The organism is Ichthyenterobacterium magnum, from assembly GCF_003610635.1.
Classification (GTDB): Bacteria; Bacteroidota; Bacteroidia; order Flavobacteriales; family Flavobacteriaceae; genus Ichthyenterobacterium; species Ichthyenterobacterium magnum.
In genome coordinates this window covers 149,430-169,973 of record NZ_RAQJ01000002.1, presented here as the reverse complement: position 1 = coordinate 169,973, position 20,544 = coordinate 149,430, and the positions used below count along the sequence as shown (strand labels likewise).

21 protein-coding genes are annotated in these 20,544 nt (G+C 31.2%); 5 read left to right on the top strand and 16 right to left on the bottom strand.

What is annotated here, in order from left to right; all coding sequences use genetic code 11:
• Positions 1–488: 488 nt before the first annotated feature.
• The 8 genes from ettA to BXY80_RS06780 all read right to left on the bottom strand — a co-directional run bounded on the left by ettA (position 489) and on the right by BXY80_RS06780 (position 5,962).
• Positions 489–2,180 (bottom strand): energy-dependent translational throttle protein EttA, encoded by a 1,692-nt coding sequence (ettA, locus tag BXY80_RS06815; protein WP_120200518.1) that lies wholly within the window; start codon positions 2,178–2,180, stop codon positions 489–491.
• A gap of 80 nt (positions 2,181–2,260) precedes the next feature.
• The gene (locus BXY80_RS06810; RefSeq protein ID WP_040249340.1) at positions 2,261–2,443 is read right to left on the bottom strand and encodes a CAL67264 family membrane protein; all 183 of its coding nucleotides are present in this window, start codon (positions 2,441–2,443) and stop codon (positions 2,261–2,263) included.
• Between the two features lie 208 nt (positions 2,444–2,651).
• On the bottom strand, positions 2,652–3,368 hold the full coding sequence (locus tag BXY80_RS06805; RefSeq protein WP_120200517.1) for a pirin family protein: 717 nt from the start codon (positions 3,366–3,368) through the stop codon (positions 2,652–2,654).
• Positions 3,369–3,386: 18 nt separating this feature from the next.
• Positions 3,387–4,286, bottom strand: a complete 900-nt coding sequence (locus BXY80_RS06800; protein WP_120200516.1) for a pirin family protein — start codon at positions 4,284–4,286, stop codon at positions 3,387–3,389.
• A 26-nt stretch (positions 4,287–4,312) separates the two neighbouring features.
• Positions 4,313–4,750 carry a MarR family winged helix-turn-helix transcriptional regulator gene (locus BXY80_RS06795; RefSeq protein WP_120200515.1) on the bottom strand — a complete coding sequence of 146 codons (438 nt, stop codon included), beginning with the start codon at positions 4,748–4,750 and terminating at the stop codon, positions 4,313–4,315.
• 4 nt (positions 4,751–4,754) lie between these two features.
• A complete protein-coding gene (locus BXY80_RS06790) occupies positions 4,755–5,036 on the bottom strand; it encodes a GNAT family N-acetyltransferase (protein ID WP_120200514.1) in 282 nt (93 codons plus the stop codon).
• 1 nt (position 5,037) lies between these two features.
• On the bottom strand, positions 5,038–5,568 hold the full coding sequence (locus BXY80_RS06785; protein WP_120200513.1) for an NADPH-dependent FMN reductase: 531 nt from the start codon (positions 5,566–5,568) through the stop codon (positions 5,038–5,040).
• A gap of 40 nt (positions 5,569–5,608) precedes the next feature.
• Positions 5,609–5,962 (bottom strand): DoxX family protein, encoded by a 354-nt coding sequence (locus tag BXY80_RS06780; protein ID WP_120200831.1) that lies wholly within the window; start codon positions 5,960–5,962, stop codon positions 5,609–5,611.
• 145 nt (positions 5,963–6,107) lie between these two features.
• Between BXY80_RS06780 and BXY80_RS06775 the strand changes: the two genes are divergently transcribed.
• Positions 6,108–7,736, top strand: coding sequence for an acyl-CoA carboxylase subunit beta (locus BXY80_RS06775; protein WP_120200512.1), 1,629 nt, complete (start codon positions 6,108–6,110; stop codon positions 7,734–7,736).
• Positions 7,737–7,923: 187 nt separating this feature from the next.
• On the opposite strand, the gene BXY80_RS06770 is transcribed toward BXY80_RS06775, so the two are convergent.
• The gene (locus BXY80_RS06770; protein ID WP_120200511.1) at positions 7,924–8,991 is read right to left on the bottom strand and encodes an AMP-binding protein; all 1,068 of its coding nucleotides are present in this window, start codon (positions 8,989–8,991) and stop codon (positions 7,924–7,926) included.
• 103 nt (positions 8,992–9,094) lie between these two features.
• On the opposite strand from BXY80_RS06770, the gene BXY80_RS06765 reads away from it, so the two are divergent.
• Together BXY80_RS06765 and BXY80_RS06760 are read left to right on the top strand one after the other, a co-directional pair.
• Positions 9,095–10,981: a DUF3857 domain-containing protein gene (locus BXY80_RS06765; RefSeq protein WP_120200510.1), complete on the top strand. Its 1,887-nt coding sequence runs from the start codon at positions 9,095–9,097 to the stop codon at positions 10,979–10,981.
• On the top strand, positions 10,981–12,912 hold the full coding sequence (locus tag BXY80_RS06760; RefSeq protein WP_120200509.1) for a DUF3857 domain-containing protein: 1,932 nt from the start codon (positions 10,981–10,983) through the stop codon (positions 12,910–12,912). The genes BXY80_RS06765 and BXY80_RS06760 overlap by 1 nt, the downstream gene beginning before the upstream one ends.
• Before the next feature lie 157 nt (positions 12,913–13,069).
• On the opposite strand, the gene BXY80_RS06755 is transcribed toward BXY80_RS06760, so the two are convergent.
• Together BXY80_RS06755 and BXY80_RS06750 are read right to left on the bottom strand one after the other, a co-directional pair.
• Positions 13,070–14,011: a CPBP family intramembrane glutamic endopeptidase gene (locus BXY80_RS06755; protein ID WP_120200508.1), complete on the bottom strand. Its 942-nt coding sequence runs from the start codon at positions 14,009–14,011 to the stop codon at positions 13,070–13,072.
• A 2-nt stretch (positions 14,012–14,013) separates the two neighbouring features.
• Positions 14,014–15,048 (bottom strand): o-succinylbenzoate synthase, encoded by a 1,035-nt coding sequence (locus BXY80_RS06750; RefSeq protein ID WP_120200507.1) that lies wholly within the window; start codon positions 15,046–15,048, stop codon positions 14,014–14,016.
• A 59-nt stretch (positions 15,049–15,107) separates the two neighbouring features.
• On the opposite strand from BXY80_RS06750, the gene BXY80_RS06745 reads away from it, so the two are divergent.
• The gene (locus BXY80_RS06745) at positions 15,108–16,019 is read left to right on the top strand and encodes a sterol desaturase family protein (RefSeq protein ID WP_120200506.1); all 912 of its coding nucleotides are present in this window, start codon (positions 15,108–15,110) and stop codon (positions 16,017–16,019) included.
• Positions 16,020–16,088: 69 nt separating this feature from the next.
• Here BXY80_RS06745 and BXY80_RS06740 read toward each other — a convergent pair whose 3' ends face one another.
• From BXY80_RS06740 to BXY80_RS06730, 3 genes are all read right to left on the bottom strand, one after another.
• Positions 16,089–16,766, bottom strand: coding sequence for a metal-dependent hydrolase (locus BXY80_RS06740; protein WP_120200505.1), 678 nt, complete (start codon positions 16,764–16,766; stop codon positions 16,089–16,091).
• Between the two features lie 184 nt (positions 16,767–16,950).
• Entirely contained in the window at positions 16,951–17,853 is a 903-nt protein-coding gene (gene menA / locus BXY80_RS06735; protein ID WP_120200504.1) for a 1,4-dihydroxy-2-naphthoate octaprenyltransferase, read from the bottom strand.
• 12 nt (positions 17,854–17,865) lie between these two features.
• Positions 17,866–18,705, bottom strand: a complete 840-nt coding sequence (locus BXY80_RS06730) for a 1,4-dihydroxy-2-naphthoyl-CoA synthase (protein WP_120200503.1) — start codon at positions 18,703–18,705, stop codon at positions 17,866–17,868.
• 111 nt (positions 18,706–18,816) lie between these two features.
• Between BXY80_RS06730 and BXY80_RS06725 the strand changes: the two genes are divergently transcribed.
• Positions 18,817–19,257 (top strand): hypothetical protein, encoded by a 441-nt coding sequence (locus BXY80_RS06725; RefSeq protein WP_120200502.1) that lies wholly within the window; start codon positions 18,817–18,819, stop codon positions 19,255–19,257.
• Here the strand turns inward: BXY80_RS06725 and BXY80_RS06720 are convergent.
• A complete protein-coding gene (locus BXY80_RS06720; RefSeq protein WP_120200501.1) occupies positions 19,226–20,059 on the bottom strand; it encodes a CvfB family protein in 834 nt (277 codons plus the stop codon). The two genes, BXY80_RS06725 and BXY80_RS06720, sit on opposite strands and share 32 nt — an antisense overlap.
• Positions 20,060–20,141: 82 nt before the next feature.
• Positions 20,142–20,480 (bottom strand): DUF2853 family protein, encoded by a 339-nt coding sequence (locus tag BXY80_RS06715; protein WP_120200500.1) that lies wholly within the window; start codon positions 20,478–20,480, stop codon positions 20,142–20,144.
• Positions 20,481–20,544: the final 64 nt, after the last annotated feature.

Genomic DNA, 20,544 nt, shown 5'->3' with positions numbered 1-20,544 from the left:
CTTCATTGTGTCAGCAATAAGTTAGCAAAAGAAAGCGAACCAGATGAAAATTCGTAGGGTTTCCGAGTATATCCAAAATTAACAATTAATTACGTATGTTGTTCTGACTGTTTGTCTGTTTTAATTTATACGCGCTAAAAAATTGTGCATTGAAAATACAATAATAAAAAACCACATGATTCCGATAATCTTAGTCTGACTTATTTTTTTTGCTTCAACATTCCATATTCCTAAAATGAAAAGACTAAAATCAAATTCACCATTGAAAACAACTCAGGTGTCTTATAAAAATAAGGCTGAAATGAAACTTCTTCTTTTCCAAATAGATAAGAATCCGTTCTATTAAGTACTACTACTTTGAAATAATTTGAAAGACCAATATATGATACTAATCCACTCAAAATAATACTAGCAACAACTAATCTGTTTTTTACCTTATTCTTTTTTACTTTCAATTAAAATATGCTATAACTAGTGTTTATAAACAACTACCTAACTAGTTTTTTATATTTAATGCGCTTTGGCATTAAATCACCACCAAGTCGTTTCTTTTTGTTTTCTTCATAATCAGAAAAACTGCCTTCAAAGAAATACACTTCAGAGTCACCTTCAAAAGCTAAAATATGTGTACAAATACGATCTAAAAACCATCTGTCGTGACTAATTACCACAGCACAGCCTGCAAAGTTTTCTAAACCTTCTTCTAAAGCTCTTAATGTATTGACATCTAAATCATTAGTAGGTTCGTCTAAAAGTAGCACATTACCTTCTTCTTTAAGCGTCATTGCTAAATGCAAACGGTTACGCTCACCTCCAGAAAGCAAACTTACTTTCTTATTTTGCTCGCTTCCAGAAAAATTAAATCGACTTAAATAAGCACGAGAGTTTACTTGTTTTCCTCCCATCATTACCAATTCTTGCTCGTCGCTAAAGTTTTGCCAAATCGATTTATTTGGGTCAATATTTGAGTGCTTTTGATCTACATAAGCAATCTTGGCTGTATCTCCTACTTTAAACTCGCCTTTGTCTGCAGTTTCTTCTCCCATTATCATCTTGAAAATGGTGGTTTTCCCAGCTCCATTAGGTCCAATTACACCAACTATACCTGCTTGCGGCAAATTAAAGTTTAAATCGCCATATAACAACTTATCATCATAGCCTTTACTTACACCTATTGCTTCAATAACATTGGTTCCTAAACGTGGTCCGTTAGGAATATAGATTTCAAGTTTTTCGTCAAGTTGTTTTTGATCTTGACTCATTAACTTATCGTAACTTTTTAAACGTGCTTTTTGCTTTGTCTGACGACCTTTTGCACCTTGGCGAACCCATTCTAACTCACGCTCTAACGTTTTTTGACGTTTAGAGGCTGTTTTGCTTTCTTGAGCCATACGCTTAGATTTTTGATCTAACCATGATGAGTAGTTTCCTTTCCAAGGAATGCCTTCTCCTCTATCCAATTCTAAAATCCAACCTGCAACATTATCTAAAAAGTATCTATCGTGTGTTACTGCAATTACAGTTCCTTTATACTGTGCTAAATGATGCTCTAACCAATGTACAGATTCTGCATCTAAATGGTTGGTAGGTTCATCTAACAATAAGACATCAGGTTCTTGCAATAATAAACGACATAAGGCTACACGACGACGCTCACCACCTGAAAGCACACCAATTTTTTTATCACCATCTGGCGTACGTAATGCATCCATAGCAATTTCTAATTTGGTATCTAACTCCCAAGCATTAGCAGCATCTATTTGATCTTGAAGTTCTGCTTGTCTATTCATTAGCTTTTCCATTTTATCTGGATTGCTATAGACTTCTTCTAAACCAAACTGATCATTAATTTTATTGTACTCGTCAAGAATAGCAACAGTTTCTGCTGCGCCTTCTCTAACAATTTCCATCACTGTTTTGTCTTCATCTAGTTTTGGTTCTTGCTCTAAATACCCAACTGAATAGTCTTGAGAGAATACTACATCACCTTGGTAATTTTTATCGACGCCTGCGATTATTTTTAATAAGGTAGATTTACCAGAACCATTAAGACCAAGGATTCCAATTTTTGCTCCATAAAAGAAGCTCAAGTATATGTTTTTTAAAACTGGTGTGTTTGCACTTTGAAATGTTTTAGTTACACCAGACATTGAAAATATTATCTTTTTATCATCACTCATTTTTTTTGAGTTTATTAGTTTAAGAAGTTGCTATGTTTATCTGTTTATTTGATTGACCGAATACTACTCATTAAAAAGCTTTAAACTCTGCCTTTTAATGCGTTAAACACCCAAGCAATAGCAAAAAAGCCAATCCCAACAGCTGCAAATCCCCAACCAGCTACGTCATCATATCGAAATGCTCCAAGTGCTATTAAACCTAATCCTACTATTATCATTATAGTAGTAGCCCATGCTAATACTGTATTTTTATTCATTGCCATAATTTAGTTTTGTTTTTAAGGGAATTACAAATATCGCATTTTTAAACTAAAAAGAGACAGTCTAAAAAGTAATTATATTGTCATTTTGGGCGGAGTCGAAAAATCTCAATTATCTATAAATCAAATTTTTTATTTTATTGAGATTCTTCATTTTCATTCAGAATGACACTTTTTAGATAGCCTCTATACTATTAATCAATAATTATATCTAGTTCATAGGAACTTCAATGATTATCACCTCAGAACTTTGATTCGCTTTTATTTGTATATTTTCTGTTTCATATACACCTAAAGCATCTCTTTTCCCTAACGAGGTGTTATCTATTTGGATTTCACCTTCTACAACAAAAACATAAAATCCGTTTTGTTGTAATTTCACTTTTAAATTAACACTAGTCTCTGAATCTAAATTTGTTCTATAAATATAAGCTTGTTGATTAATTGGAAGTGCATTGTCTTCGAGCTTATCTTTTGGCGCAACAACAGTTTGCAACTGATTCTTTTTTCCTTCTAAAGGAAATAAGCGTTGGTTATAATTTGGTTCAATATTTAGTTTTTCAGGAAAAATCCATAATTGCAGAAAATTAACCTCGTCTGTTTTGCTATCATTAAATTCAGAATGTGTTAATCCTGTACCTGCACTCATAACCTGTATTTCTCCTACTTCTATAGCGCGTTTATTACCCATACTATCTTTATGGGATAATGCCCCTTGTAATGGGATTGAAATGATTTCCATGTTTTGATGAGGATGCGTTCCAAATCCCATTTTTGGTTGTACTACATCGTCATTTAAAACACGAAGTGCTCCAAAATTCATGCGTTTTGCATTTTGATAACTCGCAAAACTAAACGTATGATGAGATTTTAACCATCCATGGTTAGCAAATCCTCTTGTATTTGATTTATGAAGTATTGTTTTCATAACTTTTCTCTTTTAATTTTAATTAGCTGGGAGAAATCCCATTTTTCCCATTTGATAATCTCTCATTGCTTCTAACAATTCTGTTTGATTATTCATTACATAAGGCCCATAAGTTGCAACTGGCTCATCAATTGGTTTTCCAGATAGAAATAATAGTTTACTGTTTTCTTCTGCTTTTATTGAAAAACCTTCTCCATCTTGTTGAAACTCCATTAATTGGTTTTTATCTAACTCTAAAGCTTCAACATGATTTACGGTAACTTTTCCGTTTAATAAATATAGTAGACCTTGATGTAAATTAGAATACTGTATAAACTGTTCTCCTCCATTTTTTGCATCTATCATAAATGCATTAACAGATGTTTGCGTTACTATTCTTCCGTTTTTACCTTTAAAGGCTCCGGCAATAACTTGCACGTTAACTTTAGCATCTTCAGAGGCTACAACATTAAAGTCTTCACTTTTTGCATGCTGATAGTTAGGCTGTATCATCTTTTTTTCTGCTGGTAAGTTTAACCATAACTGTATCCCCTCAAGTGTTCCTCCTTTTTGAACAAACTCATTTGTTGGGCCTTCAGCATGAATTATACCTCGACCAGCTGTTGTCCACTGTACATCTCCAGCTTTAACAACACTTTCGTTTCCTAATGAATCTCTGTGCAGTTGTTCGCCTTGCACCAAAAATGTAATGGGTTCAAAGCCTCTATGAGGATGTGGTCCCAAATCGAACGGATTATTTGTTTCTGATATCTCGTAGGGCCCATAATGATGCAATAATACAAATGGGTCTATCATTTCTATATGTTGGGTTGGAAACGGTTGTCTTAACCGAATTGGCCCCATGTCTACAAAGTGGCTTCGCCCTGCTCTTTTTATTGTATTTAATTTCATTTTATCTTTATTTGCAATAGTTTCCATGGAAACTATTTGATTAAAAAAATACGCTATCGTATTTTATCTAGTAGATTACTTAATTGGTCTGCTTCTTTTTCTGTTATATTTTCTAATAAATCATCTTTAAATTCTTTAGAAATTTCATCTAACAGTTGTAATCCATTTTTTGTTATTTCAATATGCACAACACGTCTGTCGTCTGGACAAGGCAAACGATGTATTAAATTTTTATCACATAATTTGTCCATTAATCGTGTTGCATTTGGCGCACGCTCTAACATACGCTCTTTAATAGTTTGCACTTTAATAGCTTCTCCTGCGCCTTTTAATATTCTTAAAATATTATACTGCTGTGGAGAAATTCCAAAAGGTTTAAAAAATGCATTTTGATGGCTACTTATCCAGTTTGCTGTATAAATAATATTTAATAATGCCTTTACCTTTTTATTAGGAAAAGTTGTATTTATATCTGTTGAAATATCTCCCATAGTTTTAAACTAATCTATCTGAATACTCTTGCTTTTTCTTAAATACAGCTGCAGCAAAAGGACATAAAGGAATCACTTTAATATTATTTGCTCGCATAAATTCGACTGAAGCAGCTACAAGTTTATAACCAATACCTTGACCTTTAAGTTTTTCGTTAACTTCTGTATGGTCAATAATAATTTTATCATCACCTGCATAAGTATAAGTCATTTTGGCTAGTTGAGTTCCTTCTATTTCAATATAGAATTCTCCTTTTTTACCATCATCAAATTGCTCAATATTCATTTTATAAGGCTTTAGATAACAATGTGGTTTTACCAATTAATTCTTCGTTTAAATCTTGATTTACAATTTTATCATCAGAAAAATTATCCATAAAAAAAGGCAAGCTAAAATCTGCAACTATATTTCCTCCCATATAAGAAAAACGTCCTTTGGCAATTTCTAAAACTGTTGCGCCTCCTCTGCCTCCTGGAGATGTAGCCATTAATAACATTGGTTTACCACTCCATAATTTTCCGTCTATACGCGACATCCAATCAAAAATATTTTTAAACACTGTAGCATAAGCACCATTGTGTTCTGCTAATGATAAAACAATTCCGTCTGTTGACTTAATTAAGTCTAAAAACTTATGCGCATTATCTGGTATGCCATGTTCAACTTCATAATCTATTCCATATAAAGGTAATTCAAAATCGTTTAAATCTAAAACAATTACTTCTACATTAGATACCAAATTTGCTGCATAAGTTGCTAGTTGCTTGTTAATTGAATTTTTACTGTTGCTTCCTGCAAAGGCTATTATATTTTTCATTTAATTATTCTTTTATTCATTTCCTTGAAGAAGGAAATCTCTAATTTATTCTTTTGTTAAAAATATATGATACTATTAATAATACAAATGCAATTAATGCTCCTGTTTGTTCGCCATCGCCAATCATATAATGTGCAAAAAATGCTAAAATAAAAGCAAAAAAGAAGCCTGCATAAGCCCATTCTTTAATTATTTTAAAGTTTGGATTCCAAATTGCAAATAATCCCAACAGCTTTGCAATGGCATATGGATATATAATATATGTTGGGTACCCAAATGCTGTAAACATTGTTGCTACATCGTCATGCTTAAAAAAATACATACTTACAGAAAACAACATTAACAAGGTTAATAAACCTGTTGCTACATAATAAATAATCTTATCTCTTTTCATTTCTTTAATTTTAAATTGATGGTACAAATATAAAGTAAATAAATTTAGTTTCCAAGGAAAATAATTCCGTGTTATATTTTTTAACAAACCTTTCACTTTTTATACATGAATTGGTTTTGTAAATTCGTGCAAAATAATATTAAGAATGGACATTAACTTCAATAAAAACGAAGATTACAATAAACTACTCGTTTCAGATTTAAAAAAACGCTTTACCAAAGTAAAATTAGGTGGCGGACAAAAACGTATAGAAAAGCATCATGCTAAAGGCAAAATGACTGCTAGAGAGCGTATTGACTATCTTCTAGACCCTAAATCTAAGTCTATTGAAATTGGAGCTTTTGCTGGAGAAGGCATGTACGAAGAACATGGTGGTAGTCCTTCTGGTGGTGTTGTAATACAAATTGGATATGTTAGCGGAAAGCAATGTATTGTTGTAGCAAATGATGCAACTGTAAAAGCTGGTGCTTGGTTCCCTATAACTGGAAAAAAAAATTTACGAGCTCAAGAAATTGCTATAGAAAATAAATTACCTATTATTTACCTAGTAGATTCTGCAGGTGTTTATCTACCAATGCAAGATGAAATTTTTCCAGATAAAGAACATTTTGGTCGCATTTTTAGAAATAACGCGATAATGAGTAGTATGGGCATTACCCAAATTGCAGCAGTTATGGGAAGCTGTGTTGCTGGTGGTGCCTACTTACCTATTATGAGTGACGAAGCTTTAATTGTAGATAAAACTGGAAGCATTTTTCTTGCCGGAAGTTACTTGGTTAAAGCTGCTATTGGAGAAAGTATCGATAATGAAACACTTGGTGGTGCAACTACACACTGTGAAATTTCTGGTGTAACTGATTATAAGGCTAAAGATGATAAGGATGCTCTTGATACTATTAAACGCTTAATAGATAAAATTGGTGATTACGATAAGGCTGGTTTTAGTAAAGTAGCATCAAAAAAACCAAAAGAGAACCCTGATGATATGTTTGGTATTCTACCTAAATCGAGAGCCGATCAATACGATATGAAAGAAATCATCAAACGTTTAGTTGACAACAGTGAGTTTGACGAATACAAAGAAGGTTACGGGCAAACAATTATTACTGCTTATGCTCGTATAGACGGTTGGGCAGTTGGTATTGTAGCCAACCAACGAAAGCTAGTAAAAACCAAAAAAGGTGAAATGCAATTTGGTGGTGTTATTTATAATGATAGTGCAGATAAGGCTACACGTTTTATAGCCAATTGCAATCAGAAGAAAATTCCGTTAGTCTTTTTACAAGATGTAACAGGTTTTATGGTTGGTAGTAAATCTGAACATGGAGGCATTATTAAAGATGGTGCCAAAATGGTAAATGCTGTGAGTAATTCTGTAGTTCCAAAATTTACTATTGTTATAGGAAACAGTTATGGAGCTGGAAACTATGCTATGTGCGGAAAAGCATACGACCCTCGATTAATTGTTGCTTGGCCAAGTGCCGAGCTTGCAGTAATGAGCGGTAACTCTGCTGCTAAAGTGCTACTACAAATTGAAAAAGCGTCATTACTTAAAAAAGGCGAAGAAATTACGCCTGAAAAAGAAGCCGAGCTTTTTAATAAAATAAAAGATAGATATGACAATCAAGTCTCTCCATATTATGCTGCTGCTCGTATTTGGACAGACGCTATTATAAATCCTTTAGATACCAGAACTTGGATTAGCATGGGAATTGAAGCTGCTAACCACGCTCCTATTGAAAAACCTTTTAATATGGGTGTTTTACAGGTTTAAAAAAAGCAACCCAAATAATCAAGTTGCTTTTAAACAAATACCAATTCAACTAAAAAAAATCTATCTAACCAACCATTAACTTTGGCATTTGTTTTATAATGATTGTATTTAAGTTTATTGTAAACCTAAAACCAATTCATTAATTAGAAAACCAATAATGCGTGAAGTATTCTTTTGAGTGAGTGAACTAAGCTTTTGCCTCTAGAAATGTTTTTTGGCGTTGCACTTTTCCTGTAGATGTCTCACTAAATTTTGAAACTGAATATACTTTTTTGGGGATTTCAAACTTATCTAAATCTTTAAAATACGATTTATCTAGTACATTAGACTCGTCTTCTAAAACCAACACAACTTTTTCTCCTAATACTTCATCTTTTTCTGAAGTAATAAAAAAACGTCGTCTAATTCTATTCTGAAGCTTTACTTCTATCTGCTCAGGAAACAATTTTATGCCTCCAGAATTAATAACATTGTCAAAACGACCGAGCCATTTAAATTGAGTTTCAGACTTTAATTCAACAATATCATTAGTTACTACAACTTCATCTGATAATTTAGGTGCATTAACTACCAAACAATTTCTAGCATCTTGACTTATCTCTATGTCTGGCAATGTTTTAAAATAATTGGTCTGAGAAGGCTTTAAACTATTTAACTGTCTCACAGCAATATGACTAACCGTTTCTGTCATGCCATAAGTTTCATAAACAGTGGTTTTTAAAGACTTTAAATCTTCAATCAGCTTATGAGAAACTGAAGCACCGCCAACAATTACAGTGTTTATATGCTGCAAATTTTTTAATGAGTTTTTGAGCTGTAACGGAACCATCGCACTAAAATCATAACGCTTTTTCGTACTAAAAATTGGAGCTGACGAAGGTTTAATTACATCAACCTCTAAGCCTAATATAAGTGCTCTAACCATCATCATTTTTCCAGCAATATAATTACATGGTAAGCAATGTAAAGCTGAGTCTCCTGGTTTAAGATTAAAGTAATCTCCAGTAGCAATAGCAGAGTTCACCATCGCTTGTTTACTAAGTCTAATCACTTTTTGAACACCTGTAGAACCAGACGTTTTAGTCTCTATATATGGTTTATCATCCAGCCAATCTAAAAAAAAATCACCAATATTTTTTTCAAATTCGTCGCCTTCTTTTACAAAGCTATAAGCAACTTCTTTTAAGTCTTTAAACGTATATTTATTAGAATTAAACTTAAATTTTAAGTGAATTTTATCAAACGTAGGTGTCATTTTGGTATGATATTAGCTATCGTAACTTTATAATATATTTAACGGCTTCAAGTTAAACATAAATATTAAAATATATCTATATTTGAATGTAAACCTAAAACAAATGAATAAAGCTTTTTTTCTCTTTTTATTAATCCCTTTTTTGGCTTTTTCGCAAGATTTTTCTGATGAAGACTATATCTATTTAAAAAGACATGAACATATAAAAATTGAACTCAATAAACATAAGTTTAATATTGCAAAAAATATTTCTGAACAAGCAGAATATCTAACATCTAAAAAACTTGTTTTTGCAAATGAAGCTATGCATTTTGATAGCTTTACAACTATTGAAGATATTGAAGCTTACACATACATCCCAAGTACAAACAAAAAAATTAATGTCGATTATATTGAAACGAAACGTGCTTTTGATAATGGTGTTTTTTATAGCGACCAAGAATCTAAAAACTTCACATTTCCTGCAGTAACAAAAGGTGCTGTAACTAATTTAAGTTATAAAGAAATCATAAAAGACCCTCATTTTTTAGGTCTTTTTAGGTTTGGGAGTTTTGTGCCAACAAAGAGTGCTCAATTATCTATTGAGTTTCCTAAAAATGTAACTATTGGTTATATAGATTTTAATACACAAGGCATAAATTTAGACTTTAAAAAAGAGCTGTCTGGTGATAACAATATTTATACATGGACAGTTAATAATATTAAAGGTTTTCAAGGCGAAGAAGATAGCGAAGCCATTTTATATTACTTGCCTCATATTATTGTTTATATAAAGAGTTATGAGAAAAACGGAAAGACTCATAATGTTTTAAACGATGTAAGCGATTTATACAAATGGTATACATCATTAGTAGATCAAATTGATGTAAATGCTTTAGATAAAGTTTATGCTATTGCAGATGATATTGTAAAACCTCTAAATACAAAACGCGAAAAAGCTGAAGCAATTTTTAATTGGGTTCAAGACAATATTACTTATGTTGCTTTTGAAGACGGTTTAGGTGGATTTATTCCTCGTGGTGCTGCAAGTGTTTGTGACAAACGTTATGGCGACTGTAAGGATATGGCAAACCTATTATACGAAATGCTTAATCATGTTGGTATAACATCTTATAGAACTTGGATCGGAACTCGAAACAGAAACTATTCTTACTTTGATGTACCAACGCCAATGGTAGACAATCATATGATAAATACTGCCATTGTAGAAAATGACACCATTTTTCTAGATGCCACAGATAGTTACGTGCCATTTGGGATGCCGAGTGCATTTACACAAACCAAAGAAGCGCTTTTAGGTATCGACGAAAATAACTTTAAGGTAATTAAGGTTCCTGTTCAAGATGCCAAAAAGAGTACCTCAAAAATTACAAGCAAAATCACTTTTGATAACGGAACAATAAAGGTTAAAGAAAAACGTGCTTTAAAAGGCTATGAAAAAGTTGAATTCATTTCAAATTACACGTATAAAAAAGATGATAAAACCGAAGAAGAATTTTTAAACACAACCTTAGCCTTAGGTAATAACAAAACAAAATACACCAATATTACCAAAGCCAATTTTGACAATAAAAACACGCCTTTAATATTAAGTTATGATTTAACTATAGATAGTTATACAAAAACCATATCTGATAAAATATACGTGAATCTAAATATAGACCGTACATTATCTAAGAGTAAAATAGATAATCTAAAAGAACGTAAGTATAGTAAAAAGATTGATTATAAATTTAATAGAGATTTTACATCAACTTTTGAAATTCCCGAAGGCTACAAAGCAAGTTATATCCCTAAAGCACTTTCGTTTGAAAACCCAAACTATAGTTTCAAAATTTCGTATACTGTAAAAGACAATGTAATAACACAACATAAATTTTTAAATGTAAATACACTTAGTATAAAAAATGAAAATTTTGAAAGCTGGAATAGCTTCATAAAAAGCTTAACAAAAGCTTATAAAAAAAGTATAATTTTAGAAAAAATATAATGATAAAAAAAGCACTAATACTTCTGTTACTTGCAACAACCAATTCATTTGCTCAGTACTATAAAACTTACAATTGGAGCCAAGACCCAAAACTTCATGAGCTAACAAAAAAAGAGCAAGATGAATCTTCAATAGTCATTTTAAAAAAACATATTGTAGAATATTCAAAAGGTCAATTTTCTGCAGAACCTAGACGTTTTGAAACAGAACATACCATAGCTCGAGTAAACGACGACAAAGGTATAAGTCAGCACAACACTGTATATATCCCAATGTATTCAGTAAAAAATGTAGTAGATATAAAAGCAAGAACAATAAATGCTAACGGAAAAATCACGCTTTTAAATAAAGACAATATTAAAGAAGTAAAAAATGTTGAAGAATATGGCGACTTTAAAATTTTTGCTATTGAAGGTGTTGAGAAAGGTTCAGAAATAGAGGTTTTATATACTGTAGAAAAAGAGTACGACATGTATGGTTCTGAAACGATACAAGCAGATTATAAAATTAAAAATGCAGAGTTTTTATTTGTAACCAACGGCTTAAATTCTAATGTAAAAGCATATAGAACCGAAGAAGAATTTAAAGATGTTTCTACAGATCAATATTCGGGAAAACTATTAACGTTAACTAATATTCCTGCAATGATTGAGGAAGAATATTCTACACCAAAAGCAAATGATATTGCAGTTGTATACCAATGTTTTCCTGAAGGGCAAAATATAACTCAAGATATGTTTTGGAGTAATGTTTCTAACAATGTTGGAAGACAGTTTTTTCCAGAAGTAGTTTCAGAGAAAATTAAAAACGACATCCAAACAATTACAGAAGGCAAAACAGATTTATCGCCTTTTGAGAAAGCAACTCGAATCGATAATTATATTAAAACAAACTTTACAATTGTAAAAAACAATAACGAAGATCTTACAAATTTAGATTACATTCTCACTAACAAATCGGCAAGTGATTATGGTATTGTAAAGGTTTATGCACACTTTTTAAAAGCATTAAATGTAGATTTCGAAATTGTAATAACTGCAAATCGTTTTTTAACCAAGTTTGATCCAAATTTCTTTATTCCAGGTATGTTACGTGACTTTTTAATCTACTTACCTACTGAGAAAAAGTACATAGCTCCAGACAGAATAGAATCTAGAGTTGGTGAAGCACCTTTTAATATTTTAGGTAATTACGGTTTGTTTATAGAATCAGATTTTAACCACTATTTTACAAAAATTGTAGAGTATGATGAAGATTATAGTAGAATTAAACGAGATATGGACATAAGTTTTTCTGACGAATTAGAGAGCGTAACCATATCAGAATACCAAGAGTATTATGGGCATTGGTCTGAAACCAATAGAGCCGTTTTAAGTCTCTCTACAGATCAAGGCAAGAAAGAGTTTAAAGACTACTTAACAGGTTCTGGTATTGAAGATAAAGAGATTTTAGATTATAAAGTAGAACATGCAGAAATGAATCAACTAGAATACAACAAGCCATTTGTTGTAACATCTACAATTACTTCTGAGGCCTTATTAGAAGATGCTGGAGACAGCTATATATTTCAAGTTGGCTTGGTTATAGGCACACAAAGTGAATTATACCAAGAAACAGAACGCATAAACCCAATAGAGATGACCTATCCAAACCGTTACAACTATTCTATTGTTGTTACTATTCCTGATGGTTATACGGCTGAAGGTTTAAACTCATTAAATATTGATAAAAGTTATAAAGCTTTAAATGGCGAAAAAATTGCAAAGTTTGAATCATCATACAAACAAGAAGGTAATACAATTACAATTAGCATTGAAGAGTTTTATAAAACGCATGAGTACGATTTAAATCGTTATGAAGAATTTAGAGATGTCATTAACGCAGCTTCAGATTTTAATAAAGCCGCAATACTACTTAAAGCAACAGAATAAAAACTCAAATAGCACATAGAAAAAAAGCTATCTAAAAAGTGTCATTCTGAATTAAAATGAAGAATCTCTATAGAATCAATATTCTAATTTATAGATAATTGAGATTTTTGACTTCGCTCAAAATGACAAAAAACATCACTTTTTAGACAGCTTTTTTTTATTCTATAATCTTATAATTTTCTTTTGGTGGTGCTTTAACTTTACCAAAGAGTTTATCTTTCCAATTGGTCCATTTATATTTTTTAGCAAGTATAAAAAGTAGTATTGGATAAATTATTAAAACTGGTAAAACTATTTCAGAAATTTGAGTTGAAGCTTCCTCTGCGGTATAAACAAAAGCAGCATCTGTTTGCAAAGCAGACCATTTTGCCGTTACTAAGGTAGCTGCTAATAAATTATTACCAAAATGAAAGCCTAACGCCAATTCTAATCCATCATCCATTAAAGTCATAATACCAAGAAGTAAGCCTGTACCAATATAATACACCATAATAATAGAACCAATCTCTGCAACCTCAGGATTTGCTCCATGAAGCAATCCAAATAAAACAGAAGTAAGTATTAAAGGAAACCATTTGTTCTTCACCAAAATACCAACCTGCTGCATTAAATAGCCTCTAAACAAATACTCTTCTAAACCAATTTGAAGCGGAAACATTAAAAGACTAATAATTAATAAAATTGTAAACTTTAAAGGATTAAACTGCAACTCAACCAATGATGGGTCAGAATAATAACTAATACCAAACAACACAAGCGCAGTAATTACAATTAATAAAAAAGAAAAAGCTACTCTACTCCAATCTACTTTGGGTCTAGCTGTGGTTAAACTGAGTAAGCTTCTTTTGTGCAATGACTTTACTAACAAGAATAAAAGGCCTAGTAAAATTACAAATGGCAATAAATTTATTGCTAACCAAAAGTTTTTACTTGGTATCATTTCTAATAATTTTTTTTGTTCTTCAATGACATCTATTCCATCTCCAAAAAACATAAAATATATAATGTTCCCAACAAAAAGACCTGATACTAATATCAAGGTTAAAACAATTTTCCAAGGTTCATTCTCTCCTTTATATGCCTGTTGTATGTAATTCATTTTTATAAATTAAATTTCCAATCTAAATTTGTGTTGTAATACAAAGCACCATTTTTTACTTGTAAAGGACTATCAAAATTATTTGTAAATAAACCTCCAGTACCAAGTCCTTGTGGTATTTTATTTTTTAAAGTAAATGTCCATTGTGTAATGGCATTTAAACCAACATTACTTTCTAAAGCGCTAGTAATCCACCAACCTATCTCACGTTCTTCTACTAAACCTATCCACTCTTGGCTTTCTTTATAACCACCAACTAAACTAGGTTTTAAGATAATGTACTGCGGATTTATAGTTTGTAGTAATTCTTGTTTTTTAGTTACAGAAAACACACCTATTAATTCTTCGTCTAAAGCAATTGGCAAAGGTGTTTCTTCACAAAGTCTGGCCATAGCTTCAAATTGACCTTGCTGTATTGGTTGCTCAATAGAGTGTAAATTAAAATCTGAAAGTTGTTTTAATTTCTCTAATGCATTATCTGCATGAAATGCTCCATTTGCATCAACACGCAATTCTACATCTTTAGCAGAATACTCTTTGCGTATAGATTTTAATAAACTCAATTCGGTTTGAAAATCTATCGCGCCAATTTTTAGTTTTATACACGTAAAACCAGCTTCAAGCTTTTCTTTTATTTGCTGCTTCATAAATGCTTTGCTTCCCATCCATATTAAACCATTAATAGGAATATTGTTTTTTCCTTTTGTAAATTCTGAAGGAAATAATTCAAAAGGAAAAGCTCTCTGTAATGATTTAAAGGCTATTTCTAAACCAAACTGAATACTAGGAAACTCAACAAGTTTACTAAGCAAATTATTTAAACCCAAGTTAATGTTTTCACAAACCCATTTTAATTTGTCTTCGTAATCTGGTCTATCATCAATACTTAATCCTCTAAACACACCACACTCGCCTACACCTATTTTTTCGTTATCAGTTAATCTTAAAAACCAAGTCTCTTTAGTTTTTAAAACGCCTCGTGACGTACCACTTGGCTGTTTAAAGTTTAAAATATATTTATGATAAGTTGCTGTCATTATTCAGCCCAAAAATAATCAATAAAATTTGTAATTTACAGCTCCTTTAAATCTAAAAAATGGAAACACCAGAATTCCCAGATATTATACTTTTTGCCATACCTGTGTTTGTCTTAACGATGCTTATAGAATTATTTGTAACAACTAGAGAGCAATTAAAACATGTAAAAGGTTACGAAGCCAAAGATGCTTTTTCGTCAATTACTATGGGTTTAGGAAATGTATTTCTTGGATTTTTAAGTAAAGCTTTAGTACTATTAGCTTTTTTTTGGATTTATAACAATTTTAGAGTATTTACAATACCAGTAACTTGGTGGAGTTTTATACTTATTTTTTTTGCTGATGATATTACGTATTATTGGAATCATAGAATAGCACATCAATGCCGTTTGTTTTGGGCTTCTCATGTTGTGCATCACTCGTCACAATATTACAATCTTAGTACAGCACTTAGGCAAACATGGTCTGGTGGTTTTTACACCTTTATTTTTTGGTTATGGATGCCTTTAGTAGGATTTCATCCTGCTATGATTATGTTTCAAATGTCTGTAAGCCTTCTTTATCAATACTGGATTCATACTGAAACTATAAACAAACTACCAAAATGGTTTGAAGCTATTATGAATACACCATCTCATCATCGTGTTCATCATGGTAGTAATCCTTTGTATTTAGACAGAAACCATGCAGGAATATTAATTATTTGGGATAAGTTTTTCGGAACTTTTCAACCAGAACTTGACGATGAAAAAGTAGTTTATGGTTTAGTAAAAAATATAAATACTTATAATCCTGTAAAAATTGCTTTTATAGAATGGGTTAATATGTTTAAAGATGCTTTTAGCGGAAAAAAGTCTTTAACTAGTAGATTACTTTATTTTATAAAACCTCCAGGATGGCGTCATGATGGCACAGGAAAAGTTAGTGATGATTTACGAGAAGAATGGATTAAGACAAGAGATAATAACTAATTTATTTAATAACATGTATTAGATTAATAATATTTTAAGAACAATAGATTAATATTGAAACTAAAGAAATTACAACTCTAAACTCTCACCAATTTCTAGTAGCATTAAATCTTTATCATTATCAAAAAATTTGCGTTTAGCTTCTTCTCGATTAATTTTTATATAGCCAAACGTATCAAAATGATATCCAAGTATTTTATCACATTCTACAAGTTCAGAAGCAAAAAGCGCATCATCAACACCCATTGTAAAATTATCGCCTATAGGCAAAATAGCTAGATCTAACTTAAATTGATTTGGAATAAGTTTCATATCATACGTTAAAGCTGTATCACCAGCAATATATATAGTTTTATGTTCTCCTTTAATTATAAAGCCTCCTGGTTGACCGCCATAACTACCATCTGGAAACGATGATGTATGTATAGCATTTACGTATTTAACTGTCCCAAAATCAAACTGCCAAGAACCACCATGATTCATTGGATGACCTTCAATACCTAACTTATCATAATGCATCACAATTTCATAGTTAGATACAATTTTTGCTCCAGTACGTTTTGCAATAGCTTCGGCATCCAGAATATGGTCTTGATGTGCATGTGTTAATAAAATATAATCAGCCTTTAAATTATTTATGCTAATATGAGAAGCTTTTTCATTTGCAGAAATAAAAGGGTCAACTAGAATATGGATATTATTAATCTCAATACCTAAACTAGCATGTCCATAAAATGTAATTTTCATTTTGAATAGCGTTATCGTGTTACAAAATGTAAAATACGAAAAAACTCAGACAGAATTGAGAAATTTGTCTGAGTTTTAAAGCCCCAAATTTTATTGCCAACATATAGCAAATAAATGCCGACCTACAAAATTTCAAATTAAATATAATAATTAATTATTTGATTTCCAAATATTTATGTTTTTTTTATAAAATATAACCAACACCTAATAAGATTGAAAATAAAAAAGTAGTAAGTGCTAATACTTTTAATTGAGGATCAAAATCTATTGGTTGTTCTGCTTTAATTATTTTTTTAAGATGAATAGCTAGTGGAATAAAAGCTATTACATACAAAAAATTATAGAATGAAGAAAAATATAAAATGGAGAATATTACAGCAATTAGCATTGCTGTAGCTACTAAAAAAACATGATACACCTTAGCTTTATCTTTTCCTAATTTAACTGCTAGTGTAATTTTTTCTGATAAAACATCTGTTTCTATATCACGCATATTATTTAAATTTAAAACACCCACACATAATAATCCTATTGAAATTGCTGGTAAAACTACATGATGGTCTAACTGTTTTGAGTATAAAAAATAACTACCTACAACACTTAGTAAGCCAAAAAAAACAAATACAAAAACATCTCCTAAAGCTCTGTAGCCATAGGCAGAACTACCAATAGTATAGTTCATTGCAGCATAGATTGATGCCCCAGAAAGAAAGAAAAACAATAAGGCATATAAAAAATGTTTATGTCCAAAAGAAATGTAAATTAACATTACTGAGAGTATGATTACAACGAGAATATTAAACTTAATTCCCTCTATCATTTCATCTGGTGTTATTATTCCACTTTGAATAGCGCGTTCTGGTCCTACTCTATTCTCATCATCTGTTCCCTTAACGCCATCTCCATAATCATTAGATAAATTTGATAGCACCTGAAGGCTAATAGTTGTTAAAATAGCTAACACACAGATAGTAACATCAAAAACACCATTATAGTGTGCAAAGCAAGATCCTATAATAATACCAGAAACTGAAAGCGGAAGTGTTCTTAATCTAAATGCTAAAAACCAAGGTTTAATTTTATTCATCAATCTTTTTAATTAAGGAATCCACTTTTTATCAAAATTAGGTTTGCGTTTTTCTAAAAATGCATCACGCCCTTCTTTTGCCTCGTCTGTCATATAAGCCAAACGTGTTGCTTCTCCAGCAAATACTTGTTGACCAACCATACCATCATCTGTTAAATTCATAGCAAATTTTAACATTTTAATTGATGTTGGCGATTTAGCAAGAATTTCTTGAGCCCAATCATATGCTACACTTTCTAATTCAGCATGAGGAATAACGGCATTTACCATTCCCATGTCATAAGCTTCTTGTGCAGAATAATTTCTTCCTAAAAAAAATATTTCACGTGCTTTTTTCTGTCCAACCATTTTTGCTAAATAAGCAGACCCATAACCACCATCAAAACTGGTTACATCGGCATCTGTTTGTTTAAAAATTGCATGTTCTTTACTTGCTAAAGTTAAATCGCAAACAACATGTAAACTGTGTCCGCCACCAACTGCCCAACCAGGTACAACTGCTATTACAGCTTTAGGCATAAACCTAATTAAGCGTTGAACTTCTAGTATGTTTAAACGATGGTAACCATCTTCTCCAACATAACCTTGATGGCCTCTTGCTTTTTGATCACCACCAGAACAAAAACTCCAAATACCATCTTTTGTTGATGGGCCTTCTGCAGAAAGTAACACTACGCCAATATTTACATCTTCATTTGCGTCATAAAATGCATCATACAACTCACTAGTAGTTTTTGGTCTAAATGCATTACGTACATCTGGTCTATTAAATGCAATACGAGCAACGCCATTGTGCTTTTTGTAAGTTATGTCTTCGTATTCTTTAACGACTTTCCAACCTATTTTATCCATAGAAATAATTTTCAGCGTAAAAATACATATTTACATCTAATAACATCTTTTTTTTTTGGCTATAGTACACATAGATTGTAAGTTTGAAATGAATTAATCCATAAAATTATTGTGAAGGTTTTAGAATCCCCTCTTTCAAAAAACGTTCAAGCCACTTATTGTCTCGACATTGGAGATTTTCATTTTTTTGAAAATTTTATTGTTGCAGAATTTAAGCAAGGTGCTTATGTATCTTTTAATGATTTTAAAGAAATTTTTGATTTGAGTAGGGAATTTTTTAGTACAAAACCTTATGGTTTTATCTCTAACAGAGTGAATTCTTTTTCTGTAAACTTACTTGACATCATAAAGCAAAAACACAACATATTACATTTAAGTGCCTATGCTATAGTTACCTATAGCCATAATACTAAACGTATACTTGCCATTGAAGATTATTACTTTAAGTCTAAACGGAAACAATTTAACTCACTTATTGATGCTGCAAATTGGGTAATAGAAAAAACTGGGATAGCGTCTATTACTCCTTTAAATAAATACCATCATCCTTAATCTCAATTAAGCGCTGTTTATATAACGTGCCAATTGCTTTTTTAAAATTTTTCTTACTCATTTGAAGCCTATTTTTAATATCGTCAGGCGATGACTTATCATTAAGGCTTATAAAACCACTATTGTCATGAAGTTCATGCATTATGGCTTCAGCATTTGGTTCAATATTTCTGTAACCAATTTGCCCTAAAGCAATATCAAGTTTATTATCTGGGCGCACTTTTTTAACAATACCTTTAAAAGTATCTCCAATACTTAAATCTTTAAATATATCATCTTTAAAAATTAAACCTAAATGCTGTTTGTTAACAATTACATTCATTCCTAATTCTGAAGGATGCGAAACCATAATATCTACTTCATCAAATTGCGCAACGGTTAACTCTTTATTGTCAAGAAATCTATTGGTTTTACTTGATGCAACTAACCTTTGTGATTCTTCATCTAAATAACAATGTACAAGATACCAACCACCTGGTTTCATTTTAAACGCTTGCTCTTTAAATGGACAAAACAATTCTTTAACCATTCCCCAATCTAAAAAAGCACCATGCTTAGTAACCTCATTACATCTAAGCACTGCAAAATCACCACGCATTATATAAGGTTGATCTGTTACTGCAACTAAACGTTCTTCATTATCTAAATACACAAATACATCTATCATTTCCCATATTTGAAATGTTTCTGGCACATATCTATTAGGTAGTAAGACTTCATGGTTTTCTTTATCAGAAAGATATAAACCTTGATTAGTCTCTCTAATTATTTCTAGCGTATTGTATTCTCCAATTTTTATCATTTGGCAAAGGTAATCATATCTAGTTTATAGATATAAAAAAAGCGTTACAATAGTAACGCTATAAATTTTATTAGTTTGCCAATTAATAAGCAGATTCTTTACCAAAGTGCTTAGTTAGCAAATAATAAACAACTGCTCTATACTTATTACGATTAGATTTACCATAAGTCGTCATAACTGCATCGATACCTTTATCTAAATCTGCACCATCTTTTAATCCTAATTTTTTAATTAAGAAATTATTTTTTACAGTCGACAATTCAGATTCATCAGATCCAGAAACTGTAGCAGAGTCTGCATTATAAATTGATGGACCGCAACCTATAGTTACTTTAGTTAATAAATCCATGTCTGCATTAACACCGCACTTATCCTTTAAATCTGCTGCATATTTTGCAATTAATTCGTCTCTTTTACTCATTTTTAATTGTGTTTTAGGTTAAAAAATACTCTATAAAGATAGTTAATTATTAGACACAATACTT

What these genes read in the sequence shown, in the direction of transcription:
- BXY80_RS06795 (WP_120200515.1), bottom strand. Translation starts at nt 4,750, where the DNA reads ATGGGAGATATTTCAACAGATATAAATACAACTTTTCCTAATAAAAAG.
- BXY80_RS06760 (WP_120200509.1), top strand. Translation starts at nt 10,981, where the DNA reads ATGATAAAAAAAGCACTAATACTTCTGTTACTTGCAACAACCAATTCA.
- BXY80_RS06765 (WP_120200510.1), top strand. Translation starts at nt 9,095, where the DNA reads ATGAATAAAGCTTTTTTTCTCTTTTTATTAATCCCTTTTTTGGCTTTT.
- menA (WP_120200504.1), bottom strand. Translation starts at nt 17,853, where the DNA reads ATGAATAAAATTAAACCTTGGTTTTTAGCATTTAGATTAAGAACACTT.
- BXY80_RS06755 (WP_120200508.1), bottom strand. Translation starts at nt 14,011, where the DNA reads ATGAATTACATACAACAGGCATATAAAGGAGAGAATGAACCTTGGAAA.
- BXY80_RS06740 (WP_120200505.1), bottom strand. Translation starts at nt 16,766, where the DNA reads ATGAAAATTACATTTTATGGACATGCTAGTTTAGGTATTGAGATTAAT.
- BXY80_RS06720 (WP_120200501.1), bottom strand. Translation starts at nt 20,059, where the DNA reads ATGATAAAAATTGGAGAATACAATACGCTAGAAATAATTAGAGAGACT.
- BXY80_RS06780 (WP_120200831.1), bottom strand. Translation starts at nt 5,962, where the DNA reads ATGAAAAGAGATAAGATTATTTATTATGTAGCAACAGGTTTATTAACC.
- ettA (WP_120200518.1), bottom strand. Translation starts at nt 2,180, where the DNA reads ATGAGTGATGATAAAAAGATAATATTTTCAATGTCTGGTGTAACTAAA.
- BXY80_RS06715 (WP_120200500.1), bottom strand. Translation starts at nt 20,480, where the DNA reads ATGAGTAAAAGAGACGAATTAATTGCAAAATATGCAGCAGATTTAAAG.
- BXY80_RS06790 (WP_120200514.1), bottom strand. Translation starts at nt 5,036, where the DNA reads ATGAATATTGAGCAATTTGATGATGGTAAAAAAGGAGAATTCTATATT.
- BXY80_RS06785 (WP_120200513.1), bottom strand. Translation starts at nt 5,568, where the DNA reads ATGAAAAATATAATAGCCTTTGCAGGAAGCAACAGTAAAAATTCAATT.
- BXY80_RS06730 (WP_120200503.1), bottom strand. Translation starts at nt 18,705, where the DNA reads ATGGATAAAATAGGTTGGAAAGTCGTTAAAGAATACGAAGACATAACT.
- BXY80_RS06770 (WP_120200511.1), bottom strand. Translation starts at nt 8,991, where the DNA reads ATGACACCTACGTTTGATAAAATTCACTTAAAATTTAAGTTTAATTCT.
- BXY80_RS06800 (WP_120200516.1), bottom strand. Translation starts at nt 4,286, where the DNA reads ATGGAAACTATTGCAAATAAAGATAAAATGAAATTAAATACAATAAAA.
- BXY80_RS06750 (WP_120200507.1), bottom strand. Translation starts at nt 15,048, where the DNA reads ATGACAGCAACTTATCATAAATATATTTTAAACTTTAAACAGCCAAGT.
- BXY80_RS06745 (WP_120200506.1), top strand. Translation starts at nt 15,108, where the DNA reads ATGGAAACACCAGAATTCCCAGATATTATACTTTTTGCCATACCTGTG.
- BXY80_RS06775 (WP_120200512.1), top strand. Translation starts at nt 6,108, where the DNA reads ATGGACATTAACTTCAATAAAAACGAAGATTACAATAAACTACTCGTT.
- BXY80_RS06805 (WP_120200517.1), bottom strand. Translation starts at nt 3,368, where the DNA reads ATGAAAACAATACTTCATAAATCAAATACAAGAGGATTTGCTAACCAT.
- BXY80_RS06810 (WP_040249340.1), bottom strand. Translation starts at nt 2,443, where the DNA reads ATGGCAATGAATAAAAATACAGTATTAGCATGGGCTACTACTATAATG.